The sequence below is a fragment of the Enterococcus sp. AZ101 genome, from assembly GCF_050499005.1.
GTDB lineage: Bacteria > Bacillota > Bacilli > Lactobacillales > Enterococcaceae > Enterococcus_L > Enterococcus_L ureilyticus.
This window is the reverse complement of record NZ_JBMHEZ010000003.1, coordinates 222,167-238,486: the sequence shown is the minus strand read 5'-3', so window position 1 is coordinate 238,486 and position 16,320 is coordinate 222,167. Positions and strand designations below refer to the sequence as shown.

Below are 16,320 nucleotides of genomic sequence, written 5' to 3'. Positions count from 1 at the left end.
AGATAAAATAATTCCTTGTCAGAAAAAACGTACATGGTTTTTCTGATAGGGATTATTTGTAATATACCATCGAGTGGGGTATGGTAAGAGGACTGAACTTGATAAGTCCTATTTAGATAGCTAAATACGGCTATGTTCAACTGTCATTCTTACCTTTCAAAAATGAAATACTCCTGTAACATTATTTTTATATGTATGACATGTGATTATGATACAATGAGTTCGTTGTTAATAAAAGAATGAAAATTACTCAAAAGATGAATTTATTATAAGTAAAAAGTCGGAGGAATGAATAGTGAAGAAAAGTGTATTGCCATTACTAATGATTTGTTCATTAGCCCTTACAGCTGTAGCACCAATGGTTTCATTAGCAGATGAAGTGGACTCAAAAATTCAACAAAAAGATCAAGCAATTTCAGGATTGAAATCTCAAGAAGCCGATGCGCAAAGCCAAGTGGCTGCTGTACAAAGTCAAGTTGCTTCTATTAACGAAAAAGCAGAAGAATTATTAGCTGAACAAGGTACATTAAGAGAAACATCTGCAAACTTAGAAAAAGAAATCACTCAATTAACAAAACGTATCGAAAAACGTGAAGTTGCGATCCAAAATCAAGCACGTGACGTACAAGTTAATGGAAATAGCACAAGCTATATGGATGCATTATTGAATGCAAAATCAGTTTCTGATGCGATCACTCGTGTGACTGCAATGTCTACGATCGTTAATGCAAACAATGATTTAGTGAAACAACAACAAGAAGACAAAAAATCAGTAGAAACTAAAAAAGCTGAAAACGAAGAAAAATTACAAGAATTACAAGATAATCAAGTTGAACTTGAAGCGCAAAAAGGTGAACTTGTTAAAGCTGAAGCAGATTTGAATGTATTACAAACAACATTAGCTGCTGAAAGAGCAACTGCTGAAGATCAAAAAGCTGGCTTAGTGAAAGAAAAAGAAGCAGCTGTAGCAGAACAAGCTCGTATTGCTGCACAAGAAAAAGCAGCTACTGAAAATGCTAAAAAAGCAGCTGAAGAAACTGCAGCGGCTAAAACAACAGCGACTACAGAACAATCATCAAGCACAACTGCTTCATCAGAAGAAACTAGCTCTACTGATACTGGAAGCGTAACACCTCCATCAGGAGGCGGTAGCCAACAAGTGACTCCTCCATCAGGTGGCGGCGGCGGTCAAGATGTAACACCTCCAGCTCCAGGAGGCGGCGACGGTGGTCAAGTAACACCACCACCATCAACTGGCGGTTCTGCAATTTCTATTGCAGCAGCACAAGTTGGTAAACCTTATGTTTGGGGTGCGCAAGGACCAGATAGTTTTGACTGCTCTGGATTAGTTTATTACGCATTCGCAGCTACTGGACGTCAATTAGGACGCGTTACTACTGCACAAGAAAGTGCTGGTACACGTATCTCTGTAGCAGAAGCTCAAGCTGGAGATTTATATTTCTGGGGTAGCCCAGGTGCTTCTTATCACGTAGCGATCGCTACTGGTGGTGGCGGTTATATCCATGCCGGTGATCCAAGTACAGGTGTTCAATATAGCAATGTTGGTTCATTTACACCAAGCTTTGCTGTACGTATGTAATCAAATTTAACCCAATATTTTAAGAACCAGACAACTGTCTGGTTCTTTTGGTTCTACGTCAAATTGTGTTGGTAAGCCAAATAACTGAATAGAAATCTAGGTCTGGTAAGGATAGAACATTCTTATCAGACTTTTTTTATTGTTGTGAAAAAATAAGATCTTGAATAATATAAATACGTGAACGAAAATGATAAAAGTTTCGATAGCCATAGGCTACTCGTTTGATTACCTTAAGTTTATTGTTTAGCCCTTCAGTGACACCATTAGAATAAGGGAAGCGAAAAGCATTTTTAATCCCTTCTTTATATTTTTTAAAGAAGAGTAATTTCTTTTTGAACCATTGTGGTAACTGATTATCTAGCTGTTGAAGATACTCAAAAAAGAGTGTATCTTCTCGATGAGAAAAAGCATATTTTAGGTATTGAACTGTATCATAGCCTATCCGTAGGACATCATCATAGTGCAACAGTTCATCGACAATATCTTGTTGACTAAGTGGTCGTTTAAATAAGGGCTGATAAGCTCGATAGTTTATATCTAATTTATCGGAATCTTTCAATAGTAGTTTCCAATAGCGTTTTAAGCGACGGTATTGTTTCGGTTTAGAATTTTTTAAGCGGTTCATCGTTTGAATTCGCAGTTGGTTCAACGTACGATTTATTTGTTGGACGATATGAAAGCGATCCGTCACTAATTGAGCATTCGGAAAGACCGTTCGAAGAAGTTGATGGTAACTAGCGTTCATATCTGTTACGAGATACGCTACATGTAGCCGAGCTTCACGTGTAAAGCGCATGAAATGAGCGGTAAATTTGTGTAGTCGTCTATCTTCCAGCACTTCTAACAACTGATTCCGTTCCCCATCCACACAAATAAAGCTCATACTTTCTTGGCAAGATTTCATGGATTTAAATTCATCGATACATAGAATTTTAGGGAGGAAGTTCCAGTTTGTTTGATAATTTTTTGATAGTCTCTCCATCATTCTAAGGACTGTTATGTCTGAAACAAAGTGTTTTTGAGCAATCATTTTTCTTGAAACATTCTTTTTCAAGTCAAGCATAATTTGATATTGAAGCTGTTTAGATAAGTGATGATGTTCTTCAATCAGCTCTGTATGAGCGTGAAAAGTAGCACCACATTCATGACAAAGAAACCGTGTCCGTTTTAGTTCTAATAGAGTGAGGCGTTCATTAAAAACAGGCAATTGAGCTGTTGTTGTGTGACTGCCATTTTTAATGATTTGTCCATGATTGAGGCTCCCACATTTCTCGCAGTAAGTAGGTGAATAGGTCAGCTTAGCTTTAATCACTTGAGCTTGTACTCCTTTTACAGGTCTTTGTTCCAACCAATTTTCTTCAAACCGGAGGTTTTTGTCTGTAAGTCCGAGCAATAATCTGGTATTCTTATCCATAAGGAACAACCTTTCTGATGATTTGTGGTTTTTGTCGATTTCATTTTATCAGTTAGTTGTTCCTTTTTTGTGTTTAAATGCTTAAAAAAGTGCTGGTAGAAAATCTTTTTTGATTTCCACCAACACAATATATTATAGAGCCGTTCTTTTTTTACATGTAAATTAAAAGAAGTTTCAACGTATCTCCGTTGAAACTTCTCAATACTATTTAATATATTCTTCTGTTAAGTCCATAAACTCATTTACATCTTTAATTACTTGGTCGATCCCTGCTTGCCAAAAATCAGGTTTGGTTAAATCAACTCCTAAATGTTTTTTAGCTAAATCTTCTGAAGTCATTGACGCAGTATCACGAAGCAAGGCAATATATTGATCTTCAAAATCACTACCTTGTTCATTTGCGTATGCATAAATCCCCATACTGAATAAATAACCAAATGTATAAGGGAAGTTATAAAACGGTACATCGTCAATAAAGAAATGCAATTTACTTGCCCAAAAATGTGGGTGGTAAGTTCCTAAGCTGTTTTGGTAGCTTTCTTGTTGCGCTTCAAGCATCAACTCAGTTATTTCATCCTCACTAAGCAATCCTTTTTGACGAGCTTCATAGAAGTTATTTTCGAATATAAAACGAGAATGGATATTCATAAACATTGCGATCGCATTTTGCATTTTAGTATCCAATAAATTGATTTTTTCTTCTGCTGTCTCAGCTTCTTTTAAGGTAGCATCAGCCACAATCAATTCTGCGAAGGTACTAGCTGTCTCAGCAACGTTCATCGCATATTCCCGATCAAGTGATGGCAAATCCCACATCACGCTGCTATGGAACGCATGACCCAATTCATGAGCTAAGGTTGCGACTTCATTGATTGAATTACCAAAAGTCATAAAGATCCTGGATTCTTTTGTTTCAGGAAGTTCGGTACAATATCCTCCTGGACGTTTGTCTGGACGATCTTCAGCTTCGATCCAGCTTTTTTCAAAAGCCTCTTTAGCGAATGTAGCCATCTTAGGACTGAACTTTTCAAAGTTTTCTAAAATAAAAGCGGCAGCTTCATCAAAGCTATAAGATTTTTCCTTTAAATCGCCTAAAATAATCGGTGCATCTTGATCCTGCCAATCCATTTTTTCTTTTCCAAATAGTTGTGCTTTGCGAGTTAAAAAGTCGATAAAAGGTTGTTTATTTTTTTGAATCGTTGCCCACATAACGTCAAGTGTTTCTTTTTGCATCCGATTATAATTTAGTGGCTTTTCTAAGAAATCAGTAACGCCATGTAATTTATAATCGCTTAAACGAAAACCATCTAAGTGATTTAAGGTATCCGCTAATAGAGGAGCTTTTTCACTCCAAGCCTTTTCCCATTCGTGGAATAGTGTTGCACGAACCTCTGGATTTGGGTCACTCATCATTCGATTGAACGCTTGACCAGCTGAAAGCTCAGTGAGTTGTCCAGCTTCTTCAAAAGGGATGGTAATACTAGCAACAATAGTATCATAATGGCTGCTCCAAGCATTTAATCCATCTAAAGACAAGGTATTGATAATGTTCTCTTCTTGCTCTGACAATAATCGCAAACCATCACGACGAATTTCATTTAAACGAAAAGCGATTGATTTGAAGACAGGTAAAGTAGTAAGGGATTGCCAATTATCCTCAGAAATTTCGGTCAACTTTTTAGTGAAAATAGTTTCTGCAAGCTGAATGGATGGTAATAAAGAAAAGAGATCACCAGATAAAATTTTAGCCTTTTTATCTTTTGTATCAGCAGATGATAGCGCGTTGATAAAGCTGCTGCATTGAGAGAAACCATCTGAGATTTCTCCTTGCAAGGCTAAAATTTGTTGTAATTCCTGATAATCAGCATCATTATCTGGTGCCCATTTCTCGATACTTTGATGATAGTGTTTACTTTGTTCTTTTAGCTTAGTTAGTCGTTGTTCCAATTGTACTGAGTGGCTGCCGCCAGGAAAAATGCTATCTAAATCCCAAACAAGCGAATACGTCATAAATGATTCCTTCTTTCTTTAATCTATACCTTCTAGTATATCATAAGAAAAAAGATTGAGTGATTGTTTACTTTAACCAAAAAGGCTACTATAATAAAACAGACGAGGTGACAAATTGAAAAAACAGTTGAAAAATAGTAATTTTTATATATTTATGGCATTTTTGATCATGGCGGTTCTATTTTATAGCTCTTCTCAAACCTATGAACAACAATCCCAAGTTGGATTACTAGATAAGTTATTGGGCAACCAACCATTTAAAGAGCAGTTAAAAGGCATTTCATTCGGCTATGCTGGAAGCGAAGTGAGTATTCAGGCGAGGGGCTATGCAAAATTTGTGGAATTCTTTATCCGTAAAGGGGCTCATTTTGGTACCTATTTTTTATTAGGTGGTAGTTGGTTTATCGGACTGAATATGAAAATCAAACAGCCACTCTTAATAGCTGTGGTAGCATGGCTTACAGCAACAGGATATGCTGGTTTAGATGAATACCACCAAATGTTGACAGGTGGTCGTACCCCTTTATTTCAAGATGTGATGCTAGATTCTATAGGAGCGCTTACAGCAGTTGTTCTTTGTTTGCTAGTGATTGGAATCAAAAAAATGCGGAAAAAATAAAGATTAATGCTTGAATTTTACTATTATTGAGAAAAAAAGTGTTTGCGCTATAGCTTACAATGGTATAGCATAAACACTTTTTTTAATTTAATACAAAAATCAGCCTTAAGCTGGATGAAAATCACCTAAAAAAATTCTATTATGATAAATAGAATGAATAAAAATGACGATGAAAGGAGTGTCGAGAGATAATGAAACGTTTCTGTAAATCAATCATTGCGACAATCATTGTCTTGGCAGTCATAATCATTGGACTTAGAATTTATACATACAATAATACATCATCGGCTGCGGCAATCGTAGATCGTTTTAATCCTCTTGTCAAAACGGAAGTTCTTTATACTAAAACAACGAATAAGTATGACTATAAATTCCCAGATGCCGTTAGTAAAATAGAGAACTTTGCTTATGTACAATCCTGTTACACTAAAAATGGTGACATACGAAAACTAGAATATATTTCATTCGGCAAACAACTTATTCCTGAAAAATTTTTGAAAATAACGGCTAAAGGCCAAAGTGTACTAGATTGGGAAGAAGTAAATGAACAGCAACTACCAGAAAAAGTTTTACCATTATTGTAGTAAAATGAAAAAACTCTTATAAATAAGCTAACCAAATTTAAAAGATATTGCTCTATACTGAAAATGGGGAGTGATAGTCATGGAAAAGATGGAGATCAAGAAATCTATAGCAAGAGATACAGGGACGATAGCTAGCTTGGGAATGTTTGCCTATCGGATTTTTCCTGATACAAAAAGCGTGAATATTCAGCTACTAAACGGTGAGCAAGAAGAGCGGACTGTTCCATTGAAAACAGGCGAAACATTTTTTTTGCGGGGCTTGGAGCTTTGTCTAGAGCTAATTGACTGAACGAGATAATGGAGGGGAAACAAAAGCGAACGGGCTTTGTTTCCCCTCCATTTTGTATAAATGTAACATTGAAAAAAACAGAGCAAGCTGTTGATCGATTCGCCGAAAATCTGAGTAAGGGTTGCAACTATTAAGAAGCATAGTAAAATAGAAGGTAAATAAGCATAGCTCACATGTTAGGCTTTACTATGAGGAGGAACAATGAATGGCAGGTCACAGTAAATGGAAAAATATTCAAGGTAGGAAAAATGCCCAAGATGCTAAACGAGGCAAAATTTTTCAAAAATTATCAAGAGAAATCTATATGGCGGCTAAAGCAGGCGGTGTTGACCCAGCAACGAATGCAGCACTGAGATTGGTAATGGATAAAGCGAAGGCGGCCAATATGCCAAATGATAATATTGATCGTGCACTCAAAAAGGCAAGCAATGTCGGAGAAAATGAGCATTATGATGAAATCACTTATGAAGGTTATGGACCTGCCGGTGTGGCGATTCTTGTTTATGCATTGACAGACAATCGCAATCGAACTGCAACCAATGTCCGGGTTGCCTTTACTAGAAATGGCGGCTCTCTAGGTGAAACGGGTTCTGTTAGTTATATGTTTGATCGGAAAGGGTATATCGCAATTGAACGTGCAAATTTATCTGTAGATGAAGATACGATGTTTGAAAATGTACTGGAAGCAGGAGCAGAGGATCTAGAAACTTCTGAAGAGGTATTTGAGATTTATACAGCGCCGGAGGATTTTACGATGGTCCGGGACACGCTTGAAGAAGAAGGCTATACCTTAGCACAAGCAGAATTAACAATGGTTCCACAGACTTTAGTTGAGTTAGATGCTGATCAACAAGCACAATTGCAAGTCTTGATCGACAAATTAGAAGAAGATGATGATGTATCGGAAGTATATACCTCAGCGGATATGTCATTATTTAATTGAAAAATAATGACAGACAGTTGTCATCTTTTTCGTGGTAATCTATAGCCATCAAGTGAATGGAGATGTGAGGATGGATTATCGAATTGAAGCGAAAGAAGCATGGACTGTCGCAGGTTATGCAAAAGAAATATCCAAAGTGGAAGGGAAAGAGGATTTTTTGGAATTTCTCGTTTTTGGTCAGGTTTGACAGAAGAAGAAATCAATCAGTTGATGTCTGTGACAGATGGAACTATCCAAGGATTACTTGGTGTTTCAGACAGTAATCAAGAAAAACAAGAGCGCTTTAATTACCTGATAGCAACGAGGAAAAGTGATAAAAGAACAGCTGCGAGTAGCCTAGAACTTATCCAAATTCCTAAATCTGACTGGGCAATAGTTGAATGTGTTGGTGTAATTTCAGCGGGTGTTACTGCTCTGGATGACAAACAATCTGTTAAGCCTAATGCGTTGATGCAATTAAAAGTCAAAACAAGTGTGCCTTGGGAAATGGGTGGGAGCATTGAGAACACTCAGATGCCAAGAATAGAGTTTTATCCATTGGGGGATATGACGGCTGAGGAATACAAGTCTGAATTATGGATTCCTATCAAGACAGAGAAAAGATAAGTCATTCAAAAAAAGAGGGATGAAATGAAAACAATAATAGATAGCAATGTGGCAAATGTTTTTGAAGGATATCCTGAACGCTACCGTCAACCGTTATTACAAATCAGAGAATTGATTTTCAGCACAGCAGCAAGTCTGAACGCTGTCGGTGAGGTTGAAGAAAGCTTAAAATGGAATCAACCTTCATATGCAACAACAATAACGAAATCTGGGAGCCCAATTCGTATCGATCGTTTTGGTGCTGAAAAAATTGCTTTATTCTTTCATTGTCAAACAACCTTGGTGGAAGAATTCCGTGCTTTGTTTGGAGAAGGATTAGAATTCTCCAAAAATAGAGCGATTGTTCTTGATCCTGATAAAGAACTTCCAATCAATGAATTGGCTTTTTGTATTGAACAGGCGCTAATGTATCATAAAAGGTAAATGAAACGAAAAAAATAACCCGAAAGAAAACTGATTTTTAGTTTTGTCTCGGGCTTTTTTTATGTCGTTTAATAAATGTATAAGGAATAGAGACCGTTCTGATTTTTCCTTCTAGTAAAAGCTGAAAAGCTGCTTCTCCGCATTTATCAATATGGTGGTCAATCGTAGAAAAATTTAATAATTGGCTAGAGAGTAAGTTTTCTTCACCGATTACTATTACTTTTTCTTGAGAAAGCTGTTGTAAAATCCCAGCGGCTACATCATCCCCATTTGTAACGATCACTTCAAGATCTTTTAACTTTGCAAAATGAATCCCAGCTTGGATCCCATCTTCAAAGGAACGACAGTTTCTAACAAGCATAGTTTCTTCTAAGCTGCCGATAACCTCTTTATAAGAGCGTAAAATTAAACCTGTGCTGGCACTTTCCTTTTCTGTTCGTCCAACCGTTAAGCCAATAGTGCGGTAACCTTGTTTTTTCAAGTTGGTGAACAGATCAATATAAGACTCTTCACGTTTGATTGACACACAGGCAATTGGAAAATCAGCTGTATCTTCACAACAAACGATCGGTGCATGTTTAAGATAGCTTGCAATTTGTTCAAAGGAGCTTTTTTTTGATGTGATGATCATCCCATCCCACGCTTTTGCGGCTAAATCATCTAAATAACGCTTCTCCACCTCAAGATCATAATTTGTAGGTAAAAGTGTTACTTTATAGCCATCACGAAAAGCGGCGTTCAAAATGCCACTGACGATTTTCTCAGAATAAGGATGATTGGAATACGGAATCATGACAGCAATGTGTTTTGACTTTCCACTACTTAAATCTCGCGCTTTGCTATTCGGGATATAGTCAAGTTCATGCATAATCTTTAAAATTTTTGCTCGTTTTTCTTCAGAGACATACGGATGCTCATTTAAAACACGTGAAACTGTCGCAACAGAATAGCCAGATAGCTTGGCAATATCACGAATATTTGCCATAAACGACTCCTTTCCAAACTAGTAATTAGCACTTAAAGGTCGTAGGATGTACTTTAAAAAAGGCATCAGATGATTGCCATAATCAAGAAAGTGATAATGTTCTTTTTTATAATCAAAACAGACAAAATCAAGCTCGCCTTCTTTACCAAAGGTCAGTCCTTCTATTTCAGCCAATTTTACTGCTTTATCGATTGGTTTGCAATAGTTATTCAGACTTCGAATAACCAGTACGTCATCCCAACTTGTTAAAGAAACAAAGTAGTAATCAAGTCCTAAATGATCTGTCAACTCAAGCATACCATTCATCATAATGTGACTCCTCCTGTCTTTGTTTCAACTATAAAGTATGAAACGCGTATCAGGTCAAGAGGTATTGTCTAATTTAGTTTGTTACAAATTATTTATAACAATTTCTTGTTCAAACCGATCAATATCAATTTGCTTCATTTCTGGAAACCAATTTAACACATTTGCTGTTGAATAGCTAATGGCTTTTTTTAAGACATCAAGGTCATCTAGTTGCTCTAATGTGAGATATTTCACCAATCCACCTAGAAAAAAATCTCCGCAGGCAATTGGATTTTTAGCTTTTACAGGCGGTAGTGAAAGATGATAGATTTTTTGATTTAGCTTTGCAATAACACCTTTGGCGCCAAGTGTGATAATAAAATATGGAATAGCAGCTGCTGTTTTTGACTTCAGAAAATCAGCATAATCTTCTAATTCAGTAAAAGTATGATCCGGGACTAAATCAACTAATTCTTCATCATTGATTTTGATAACATCAGGATTTTTGTGAAATGCTTCAACTAAAGCGGATCCACTAGTATCAATAAAAAAACGAACGTCTTGACCCTTTAACTGTTCTTGAATTTGGGCAATATAATCATCAGGCATTCCTTTCATCAGAGAACCAGAAAAAACAACAGTATCTTTAGGCTGGATAGCCTTCAGTAGTTGTTGGGTAAATTTATTCAATAAAAGCGCATCTAACACGAAGCTATTTTCGTAAATAGGATAAATTTTATTGGCTGTTGTATCTACAATAATAGAGCAACATCGTGTATTGCGATCTACCTCGATTGTCTCTAACTGGATGTCTCTTGTTGAGGCGAGTTCTTTTAAATAATTCCCATTTCGCCCACCTAAAATTGTATGGATACAATAAGGAACCATTCCTTCTTCAAAGTCCAAAGCATAAGCAACGTTAAAACTCTTACCACCTGCAAATTCTTTGACTTTGTAGGGGCGGTTGGGCGTCTCAGCAGTGAAATTCTCTATCAATAATGTACGATCGATCGCTGGATTTGGGCAAATCAAATGAATCATTATCATCATCTCCTTTAATTTACTGAAATAATAGCATCAAAAGCAAAAATAATCAACAAAACTTTTGCTTTATGTTAGATAAAGCAAAGTTTGTGAAGTTAAAGCAAAATAAAAGCAAAAAAAGTGTTGCATTTTTATTTGCAGATGCTATTATTATGTTAACGATTACAAAGAGTTTAGGAGGCCAAAAGATGAATGCACAAGAAAGAAAAGACTACATCTTAGACATTTTAAAAAAGAATCATTCTGTTAAAATTTTGAAGTTAAGTAAAGAATTACGTGTGACAAGAGAAACCATTCGCAAAGATCTATATGAATTAGAAAAAGAAGGCTTAATCAAGAAAATCCATGGTGGGGCCGTTCTGGATAGCTCTAACCAAGAAACAGATTATGAACGCCGTAAAGGAGAGTATCAAGAAGAAAAAACAGCGATTGCAAAGCAAGCAGCGAAACATATCGAAGAGGGCGACACAATTTATTTAGACTATGGAACGACTACTTTAGCACTAGCTAAAGAAATCATGAATTTTAAAAATATTACAGTCATCACAAATACAATTCCGATTATCAACCTACTGTTACATAGTGAAGATATCAACCTTTTGATACCAGGAGGAATGTTACGTAAAAATGAGGACTCACTATATGGACCATTTGCTTCAAATAACTTGCAAAATATTTTTGTAGATATTGGGTTTTTTGGTTGTGGCGGTATTGATGATGAGGTGGGTATTACGAATCATCATATGGGAGAAACAATGATTTCTAAAGAAATGATCCACCACAGTCAAACTTCGATTATTTTAGCGGATCACAGCAAATTTGGCAGTATTGCGTTTAATCGCACTGCTATGTTTGATGAGATAGATATTATTATTACAGATGAAGACTTATCTTCAGAAACGTATGAAAAAATCAGTCAGAAAGGAGTCGAAATTTATTGTGCAGACGATGAATAGAAAGGAGGGAAGCAAAGTGCAGGAGCCATTGTTATATCATCAGTTGTCTGTTAGGACCCAGCAAGAGTTATTTGAAAAACTAAGTACAGAATTAGAAACACAAGGAATCGTTCAACACTCTTTTTTAGAAGCATTGATTGAAAGAGAGGCTGAATTTCCAACAGGATTGCCATTAAAAATCGGGGTGGCGATTCCACATACAGATGGTACTTACGTCAATGAAGATCGTTTAGTGTTTGCTACGTTGGAACGTCCGATTCCATTTAACGAAATGGGTGGAGATGAAGAAGATGTAATTGACGTATCAGTTGTTATCATGCTAGCGATCAAAGAAGGGAAAAAACACTTATCGATCCTGCAAAAACTGATTGAATCAATCCAAAAAGAAGGATTTGTTGAAAAATTAGCACAAGCAGAAGATACGAATAAAATGAAAACAATTATTTCTGCGTATTTATAAATGAAAGGTGGATTTATTATGAAAAAAGTCATTGTTGCTTGTGGTGGTGCAATCGCAACATCAACCGTTGCGGCAAACAAGATCAGAGAATTAGCTAAAAAAGAGAACATCCCAGTAGAAGTTGTTCAATGTCGTGTGAGTGAGTTGGATAGTAAAAAAGAAGGCGTGGATCTAATCGTAACGACAGCCAAGGTTAGAAAAGATTATGGTGTCCCAGTTGTACATGGTGTAGCGTTTGTTTCTGGTATAAATATTGAAGGCACAGAAAATAAAATACTAGACATATTAAAACAATAAGAAAGGAGTACTAATATGGCGATTATTCAATATATTGTCGATCTTGGCGCAAGTGTGATGCTTCCGATCGTGATTATGATATTGGGGTTGTTATTGGGTCAAGGAATCGGTAAATCACTGCGCTCAGGCATTACGATTGGCATTGGCTTTGTCGGAATCGGTTTAGTGATTTCATTGCTAACAGATAATCTGGGTGCCGCGGCTGAAGCGATGGCCAAAAATTTTAATTTGGGATTAAATGTTGTCGATTTAGGTTGGCCAGGCACATCACCCATGGCTTGGGGCTCTGATTTAGGTTTGATTGCGATCCCTATAGCAATTGTAGTCAACATAATTATGTTGGTTTTCAAAATGACAAAAGTTGTAAACGTTGACATTTGGAATATTTGGCATATGGCTTTTACAGGAGCAATCGTTCAAGTTGCGACAGGTAATTTTTATCTAGGCATTTTAGGTGTGGTCGTTCATGCGGTGATCGCTTACAAATTAGGAGATATGTTTGGTCAAGTAACGGATGATTATTTTGGATTAGAAGGAATCTCGATTCCTCATGGTTCATCCGCTTACATGGGCGTTTTTGCAGCACCGATCGATGATTTAATTGAAAAAATTCCTGGAGTCAACAAAATCAATATTACTTCTGAGAAAATCGAAGAAAAACTCGGTGTGCTTGGACAACCAACGATCGTCGGAGCCGTTCTTGGTTTTATCATTGGATTATTAGCAAAATATTCAGTGGCTGATTCATTACAATTAGCAATACAAATGGCAGCGGTCATGGTGTTGATGCCGATGGTCGTAAAACTAATTATGGAAGGTCTTATTCCTATTTCAGAAGCGGCTCGCAAATTATTAGATAAACATTTTAAAGGTAGTGAGTTAAAAATCGGTTTAGATCCAGCTTTATTGTTAGGTGATTCTCAAGTTATTGCCGCAAGCCTGCTTTTTGTACCATTAACGATCTTGATAGCTGTGATCGTACCAGGTAATCAAGTATTACCATTTGGAGACTTAGCAACAATGGGCTTTTTCATTGCAATAGCTGTTGGTGTGCATAAAGGAAATCTCTTTAGAACATTGATTTCTGGTTCGGTGATCATGTATGTCACAATTTGGATTTCAAATCAAATGATCAATCTGCAAACACAGCTTGGACAAAACGTTGGTTTGGTTGCTCAAGGAGAACGTGTTTCTTCTTTAGATCAGGCAGGTAGCCCGATTACTTATCTGTTAGCAAAAGGAATCACCTTAGAAACTGGGTTTGGATTCTTTATCATTTTCTTTGTTTATATCACTTGTTTTGTTTATACATTCATCAAATACAAAAGACAAACGCTCTATATTGAAATAGATGGAGAAGGAGTGGAGTAATTTGAGAGCATTAGCAGTTGTTGGACAGGCTCAGATGATTCTACGTGAATTAGAAAAGCCTCAACTTAAAACAGATAAAGTCTTGATAAAGGTTGCTTATTGCGGTATTTGTGGTTCGGATTTACCGAGGTATTTTGAAGGTGGTGTACATGCATTTCCACAAGTTTTAGGACATGAATTTTCAGGTGTTATTGAAGCAGTAGGGTCAGAGGTGACTGATTTTGTTAAAGGGGACCGAGTGGCTGTTGCACCGCTTATTCCTTGTGGTACATGTGAAGACTGTCAAAAAGGTGAGCCGGCAATGTGTACGCACTATAGCTTTATAGGGTCTAGAGAACAAGGAGCGATGGCTGATTATATTTCAGTGCCAGCAAGAAACTGTATAAAAGTACCCGCTAGTTTGTCTTTAAAAGAAGCCGCATTATTAGAACCATTAACAGTAGCAATTCATGGAATTGAGCGAGTAACACTTCATGCTGGAGTAAGTGTGATGGTTTTAGGAGCTGGAACGATAGGCTTATTAACACTGTTGGCCTTACGCGCAAAAGGTGTAGGCAATATAATAGTTGTTGATCTGAATGAAAAAAAATTAACAATAGCTAAAACAATCGGCGCAGATCATTTAGTTAATCCTAATGATTGTTCGCTAGAAGAATATTTTGAAACCCATGAATTACCGGAAGTGGTGATTGAAACAGCAGGTAGTGCAATTACTCAAGTTCAAGCAGTTCGCTTTGTTCAAAAAAAGGGGAAAGTTAGCTATGTTGGAACTAGTACAAAGGAAGTGGTCTTTACCCCAAATGATTTTGAGAAGATCTTACGTGGTGAATTAGAAATAACAGGTTCTTGGATGTCGTATTCAGCACCATTTCCAGGTTATGAGTGGACAGCAGGTCTACGTTACATGGAGAAAAAAGAAATCGACGTGAATCCTTTAATTACAGGTGTCTATTCTTTAGAGGATCAAGCAATACCATTTGAAGAAATGAGAAAAAAGGAATCGGAACAAGTAAAAGTATTATACGAAATCCATCCAGAATGAGAGGATATATATGAAGAAAATCAGTCAGAAAAAATATGAAGCATTACAACGAGTATCAAACGAATTTGGTATTATTAGTGCTTTGGCAATTGATCAACGAGGCGCATTAAAGAAAATGATCGAGAAATATCAGCAAGAGACTGCAAACGCAGAACAAATCAGTCAGTTCAAAACACTTGTTTCAAAAGAATTGACCCCATATGCTTCTTCTATTCTTTTAGATCCAGAATATGGCTTACCTGCTGCAAAAGAACGAGCGGAAACAGCAGGTCTATTATTAGCTTATGAAAAAACAGGTTACGATACTGCTAAGCCTGGTCGGTTACCAGATATTTTAAAGGAATGGTCAGTAAAACGCTTGAAAGAAGCGGGAGCAGATGCGTGTAAGTTTTTACTCTATTATGATGTTGATGAGGAGAAGGCAATCAACGAAGAAAAACACATTTTTATCGAAAGAATTGGTTCAGAATGTTTAGCAGAAGAGTTACCATTTTTCTTAGAAGTGATTTCTTATGACGCAGGTGGGCTTGATCCAAATTCAATAGAGTATGCAAAAATCAAACCGCATAAGGTCAATAAAATGATGAAGGAATTTTCAAAAGATCGTTATAATGTAGATGTTTTAAAAGTAGAAGTGCCAGTGAATATGAATTATGTTGAAGGCTATGGGCTAAAAACTTGTTATACACAAGAAGCAGCAATGGCTCACTTTAAAGAGCAAAGTCAAGCAACTGCATTACCCTTTATTTTTCTCAGCGCTGGAGTAAGCGCGAACTTATTCCAAGAAACGCTACAATTTGCGGCTAACGCAAAATCCACTTTTAACGGTGTTTTATGCGGAAGAGCAACTTGGGCAAATGGTGTAGAACCATTTATCAATAATGGTGAAGCTGTAGCAAAAGACTGGCTGAATGCTGATGGACGTCAGAATATCAGTCAACTAAATAAAGTGTTACAATCCACAGCCACTTCTTGGCATAACAAAATCGAAAAAAACGAGGTATAAGATAGACAGTAGTCCAAACTCTCACACCTGAACGATGTTTATCTCAACCTCAGCTTTGTCTTTACTATACAATAAAAAAAGATAATTATAAAGAAAATAAAAAGCAAGGTGGATTTTTTACCTCGCTTTTTATTTATCAGTCAATAAGTCCTAGCGAGTATATTCAAAAAACAAGAGAGACCTTCTTTCAAAAAAAAGAATAAGCGAAATAACCGATTTATCATTGCTTTCCTTAGTACTTAAGGCCCAATAAGTAGTTTAAAAAAACTATAGAGCTTATAACACAAGGAGCAAAGAAGAGGGCAAAGTTGAGGTTGGCTAATAAAAAATGTCTAAAATAAACCGAATCATGGTTTATTTTAGACATTTTTTATAAAGAAAAG

18 protein-coding genes are annotated in these 16,320 nt (G+C 36.6%); 13 read left to right on the top strand and 5 right to left on the bottom strand.

Annotation, left to right across the window (positions count from 1 at the left end):
- Nucleotides 1-295 precede the first annotated feature (295 nt).
- Nucleotides 296-1,600: a PcsB-like coiled-coil domain-containing protein gene (locus tag IGJ50_RS15020; RefSeq protein ID WP_207120182.1), complete on the top strand. Its 1,305-nt coding sequence runs from the start codon at nucleotides 296-298 to the stop codon at nucleotides 1,598-1,600.
- A 136-nt stretch (nucleotides 1,601-1,736) separates the two neighbouring features.
- Here the strand turns inward: IGJ50_RS15020 and IGJ50_RS15015 are convergent, their stop codons facing one another.
- Nucleotides 1,737-3,014, bottom strand: coding sequence for an ISL3 family transposase (locus tag IGJ50_RS15015; RefSeq protein WP_429951176.1), 1,278 nt, complete (start codon nucleotides 3,012-3,014; stop codon nucleotides 1,737-1,739).
- A 204-nt stretch (nucleotides 3,015-3,218) separates the two neighbouring features.
- Nucleotides 3,219-5,024: a M3 family oligoendopeptidase gene (locus IGJ50_RS15010; RefSeq protein WP_429951174.1), complete on the bottom strand. Its 1,806-nt coding sequence runs from the start codon at nucleotides 5,022-5,024 to the stop codon at nucleotides 3,219-3,221.
- A 154-nt stretch (nucleotides 5,025-5,178) separates the two neighbouring features.
- Between IGJ50_RS15010 and IGJ50_RS15005 the strand changes: the two genes are divergently transcribed.
- The 6 genes from IGJ50_RS15005 (at nucleotide 5,179) to IGJ50_RS14980 (ending at nucleotide 8,488) form a co-directional block, all read left to right on the top strand.
- A complete protein-coding gene (locus tag IGJ50_RS15005) occupies nucleotides 5,179-5,643 on the top strand; it encodes a VanZ family protein (RefSeq protein ID WP_069639233.1) in 465 nt (154 codons plus the stop codon).
- 191 nt (nucleotides 5,644-5,834) lie between these two features.
- A complete protein-coding gene (locus IGJ50_RS15000; RefSeq protein ID WP_429951172.1) occupies nucleotides 5,835-6,227 on the top strand; it encodes a YxeA family protein in 393 nt (130 codons plus the stop codon).
- A gap of 79 nt (nucleotides 6,228-6,306) precedes the next feature.
- Nucleotides 6,307-6,516: a hypothetical protein gene (locus IGJ50_RS14995; RefSeq protein WP_069639209.1), complete on the top strand. Its 210-nt coding sequence runs from the start codon at nucleotides 6,307-6,309 to the stop codon at nucleotides 6,514-6,516.
- Nucleotides 6,517-6,721: 205 nt separating this feature from the next.
- A complete protein-coding gene (locus IGJ50_RS14990; protein ID WP_069639210.1) occupies nucleotides 6,722-7,459 on the top strand; it encodes a YebC/PmpR family DNA-binding transcriptional regulator in 738 nt (245 codons plus the stop codon).
- 183 nt (nucleotides 7,460-7,642) lie between these two features.
- A complete protein-coding gene (locus IGJ50_RS14985) occupies nucleotides 7,643-8,065 on the top strand; it encodes a GyrI-like domain-containing protein (RefSeq protein ID WP_429951170.1) in 423 nt (140 codons plus the stop codon).
- A gap of 24 nt (nucleotides 8,066-8,089) precedes the next feature.
- The gene (locus IGJ50_RS14980) at nucleotides 8,090-8,488 is read left to right on the top strand and encodes a DUF1801 domain-containing protein (RefSeq protein ID WP_069639212.1); all 399 of its coding nucleotides are present in this window, start codon (nucleotides 8,090-8,092) and stop codon (nucleotides 8,486-8,488) included.
- 37 nt (nucleotides 8,489-8,525) lie between these two features.
- On the opposite strand, the gene IGJ50_RS14975 is transcribed toward IGJ50_RS14980, so the two are convergent.
- The 3 genes from IGJ50_RS14975 to IGJ50_RS14965 form a co-directional block, all read right to left on the bottom strand.
- On the bottom strand, nucleotides 8,526-9,473 hold the full coding sequence (locus IGJ50_RS14975; protein WP_429951168.1) for a LacI family DNA-binding transcriptional regulator: 948 nt from the start codon (nucleotides 9,471-9,473) through the stop codon (nucleotides 8,526-8,528).
- Nucleotides 9,474-9,491: 18 nt separating this feature from the next.
- Complete coding sequence (locus tag IGJ50_RS14970) at nucleotides 9,492-9,782, bottom strand: hypothetical protein (RefSeq protein ID WP_069639214.1); 291 nt, start codon at nucleotides 9,780-9,782, stop codon at nucleotides 9,492-9,494.
- Between the two features lie 81 nt (nucleotides 9,783-9,863).
- On the bottom strand, nucleotides 9,864-10,802 hold the full coding sequence (locus tag IGJ50_RS14965; protein ID WP_069639215.1) for a 1-phosphofructokinase family hexose kinase: 939 nt from the start codon (nucleotides 10,800-10,802) through the stop codon (nucleotides 9,864-9,866).
- A 191-nt stretch (nucleotides 10,803-10,993) separates the two neighbouring features.
- Here IGJ50_RS14965 and IGJ50_RS14960 point away from each other — a divergent pair, with 191 nt between their 5' ends.
- Genes IGJ50_RS14960 through lacD form a run of 6 tightly spaced genes read left to right on the top strand, consistent with a single transcriptional unit; the run spans nucleotide 10,994 to nucleotide 15,937 of the window.
- Complete coding sequence (locus IGJ50_RS14960) at nucleotides 10,994-11,761, top strand: DeoR/GlpR family DNA-binding transcription regulator (RefSeq protein WP_069639234.1); 768 nt, start codon at nucleotides 10,994-10,996, stop codon at nucleotides 11,759-11,761.
- Between the two features lie 16 nt (nucleotides 11,762-11,777).
- A complete protein-coding gene (locus IGJ50_RS14955; protein WP_429951165.1) occupies nucleotides 11,778-12,221 on the top strand; it encodes a PTS sugar transporter subunit IIA in 444 nt (147 codons plus the stop codon).
- A gap of 18 nt (nucleotides 12,222-12,239) precedes the next feature.
- On the top strand, nucleotides 12,240-12,518 hold the full coding sequence (gatB, locus tag IGJ50_RS14950; protein ID WP_069639217.1) for a PTS galactitol transporter subunit IIB: 279 nt from the start codon (nucleotides 12,240-12,242) through the stop codon (nucleotides 12,516-12,518).
- Between the two features lie 15 nt (nucleotides 12,519-12,533).
- Nucleotides 12,534-13,889, top strand: coding sequence for a PTS galactitol transporter subunit IIC (locus tag IGJ50_RS14945; RefSeq protein WP_429951163.1), 1,356 nt, complete (start codon nucleotides 12,534-12,536; stop codon nucleotides 13,887-13,889).
- Between the two features lies 1 nt (nucleotide 13,890).
- Nucleotides 13,891-14,931: a galactitol-1-phosphate 5-dehydrogenase gene (locus IGJ50_RS14940; protein ID WP_429951161.1), complete on the top strand. Its 1,041-nt coding sequence runs from the start codon at nucleotides 13,891-13,893 to the stop codon at nucleotides 14,929-14,931.
- A gap of 10 nt (nucleotides 14,932-14,941) precedes the next feature.
- Nucleotides 14,942-15,937, top strand: coding sequence for a tagatose-bisphosphate aldolase (gene lacD, locus IGJ50_RS14935; RefSeq protein ID WP_069639220.1), 996 nt, complete (start codon nucleotides 14,942-14,944; stop codon nucleotides 15,935-15,937).
- Nucleotides 15,938-16,320: the final 383 nt, after the last annotated feature.

Bases quoted from the DNA above. Each gene is read 5' to 3' on its own strand.
- IGJ50_RS14995 (WP_069639209.1), top strand. From the start codon at position 6,307: ATGGAAAAGATGGAGATCAAGAAATCTATAGCAAGAGATACAGGGACG.
- IGJ50_RS14980 (WP_069639212.1), top strand. From the start codon at position 8,090: ATGAAAACAATAATAGATAGCAATGTGGCAAATGTTTTTGAAGGATAT.
- IGJ50_RS15000 (WP_429951172.1), top strand. From the start codon at position 5,835: ATGAAACGTTTCTGTAAATCAATCATTGCGACAATCATTGTCTTGGCA.
- IGJ50_RS15005 (WP_069639233.1), top strand. From the start codon at position 5,179: ATGGCATTTTTGATCATGGCGGTTCTATTTTATAGCTCTTCTCAAACC.
- IGJ50_RS14965 (WP_069639215.1), bottom strand. From the start codon at position 10,802: ATGATTCATTTGATTTGCCCAAATCCAGCGATCGATCGTACATTATTG.
- IGJ50_RS15015 (WP_429951176.1), bottom strand. From the start codon at position 3,014: ATGGATAAGAATACCAGATTATTGCTCGGACTTACAGACAAAAACCTC.
- IGJ50_RS14990 (WP_069639210.1), top strand. From the start codon at position 6,722: ATGGCAGGTCACAGTAAATGGAAAAATATTCAAGGTAGGAAAAATGCC.
- lacD (WP_069639220.1), top strand. From the start codon at position 14,942: ATGAAGAAAATCAGTCAGAAAAAATATGAAGCATTACAACGAGTATCA.
- IGJ50_RS14970 (WP_069639214.1), bottom strand. From the start codon at position 9,782: ATGATGAATGGTATGCTTGAGTTGACAGATCATTTAGGACTTGATTAC.
- IGJ50_RS14960 (WP_069639234.1), top strand. From the start codon at position 10,994: ATGAATGCACAAGAAAGAAAAGACTACATCTTAGACATTTTAAAAAAG.
- IGJ50_RS14975 (WP_429951168.1), bottom strand. From the start codon at position 9,473: ATGGCAAATATTCGTGATATTGCCAAGCTATCTGGCTATTCTGTTGCG.
- gatB (WP_069639217.1), top strand. From the start codon at position 12,240: ATGAAAAAAGTCATTGTTGCTTGTGGTGGTGCAATCGCAACATCAACC.
- IGJ50_RS14945 (WP_429951163.1), top strand. From the start codon at position 12,534: ATGGCGATTATTCAATATATTGTCGATCTTGGCGCAAGTGTGATGCTT.
- IGJ50_RS15010 (WP_429951174.1), bottom strand. From the start codon at position 5,024: ATGACGTATTCGCTTGTTTGGGATTTAGATAGCATTTTTCCTGGCGGC.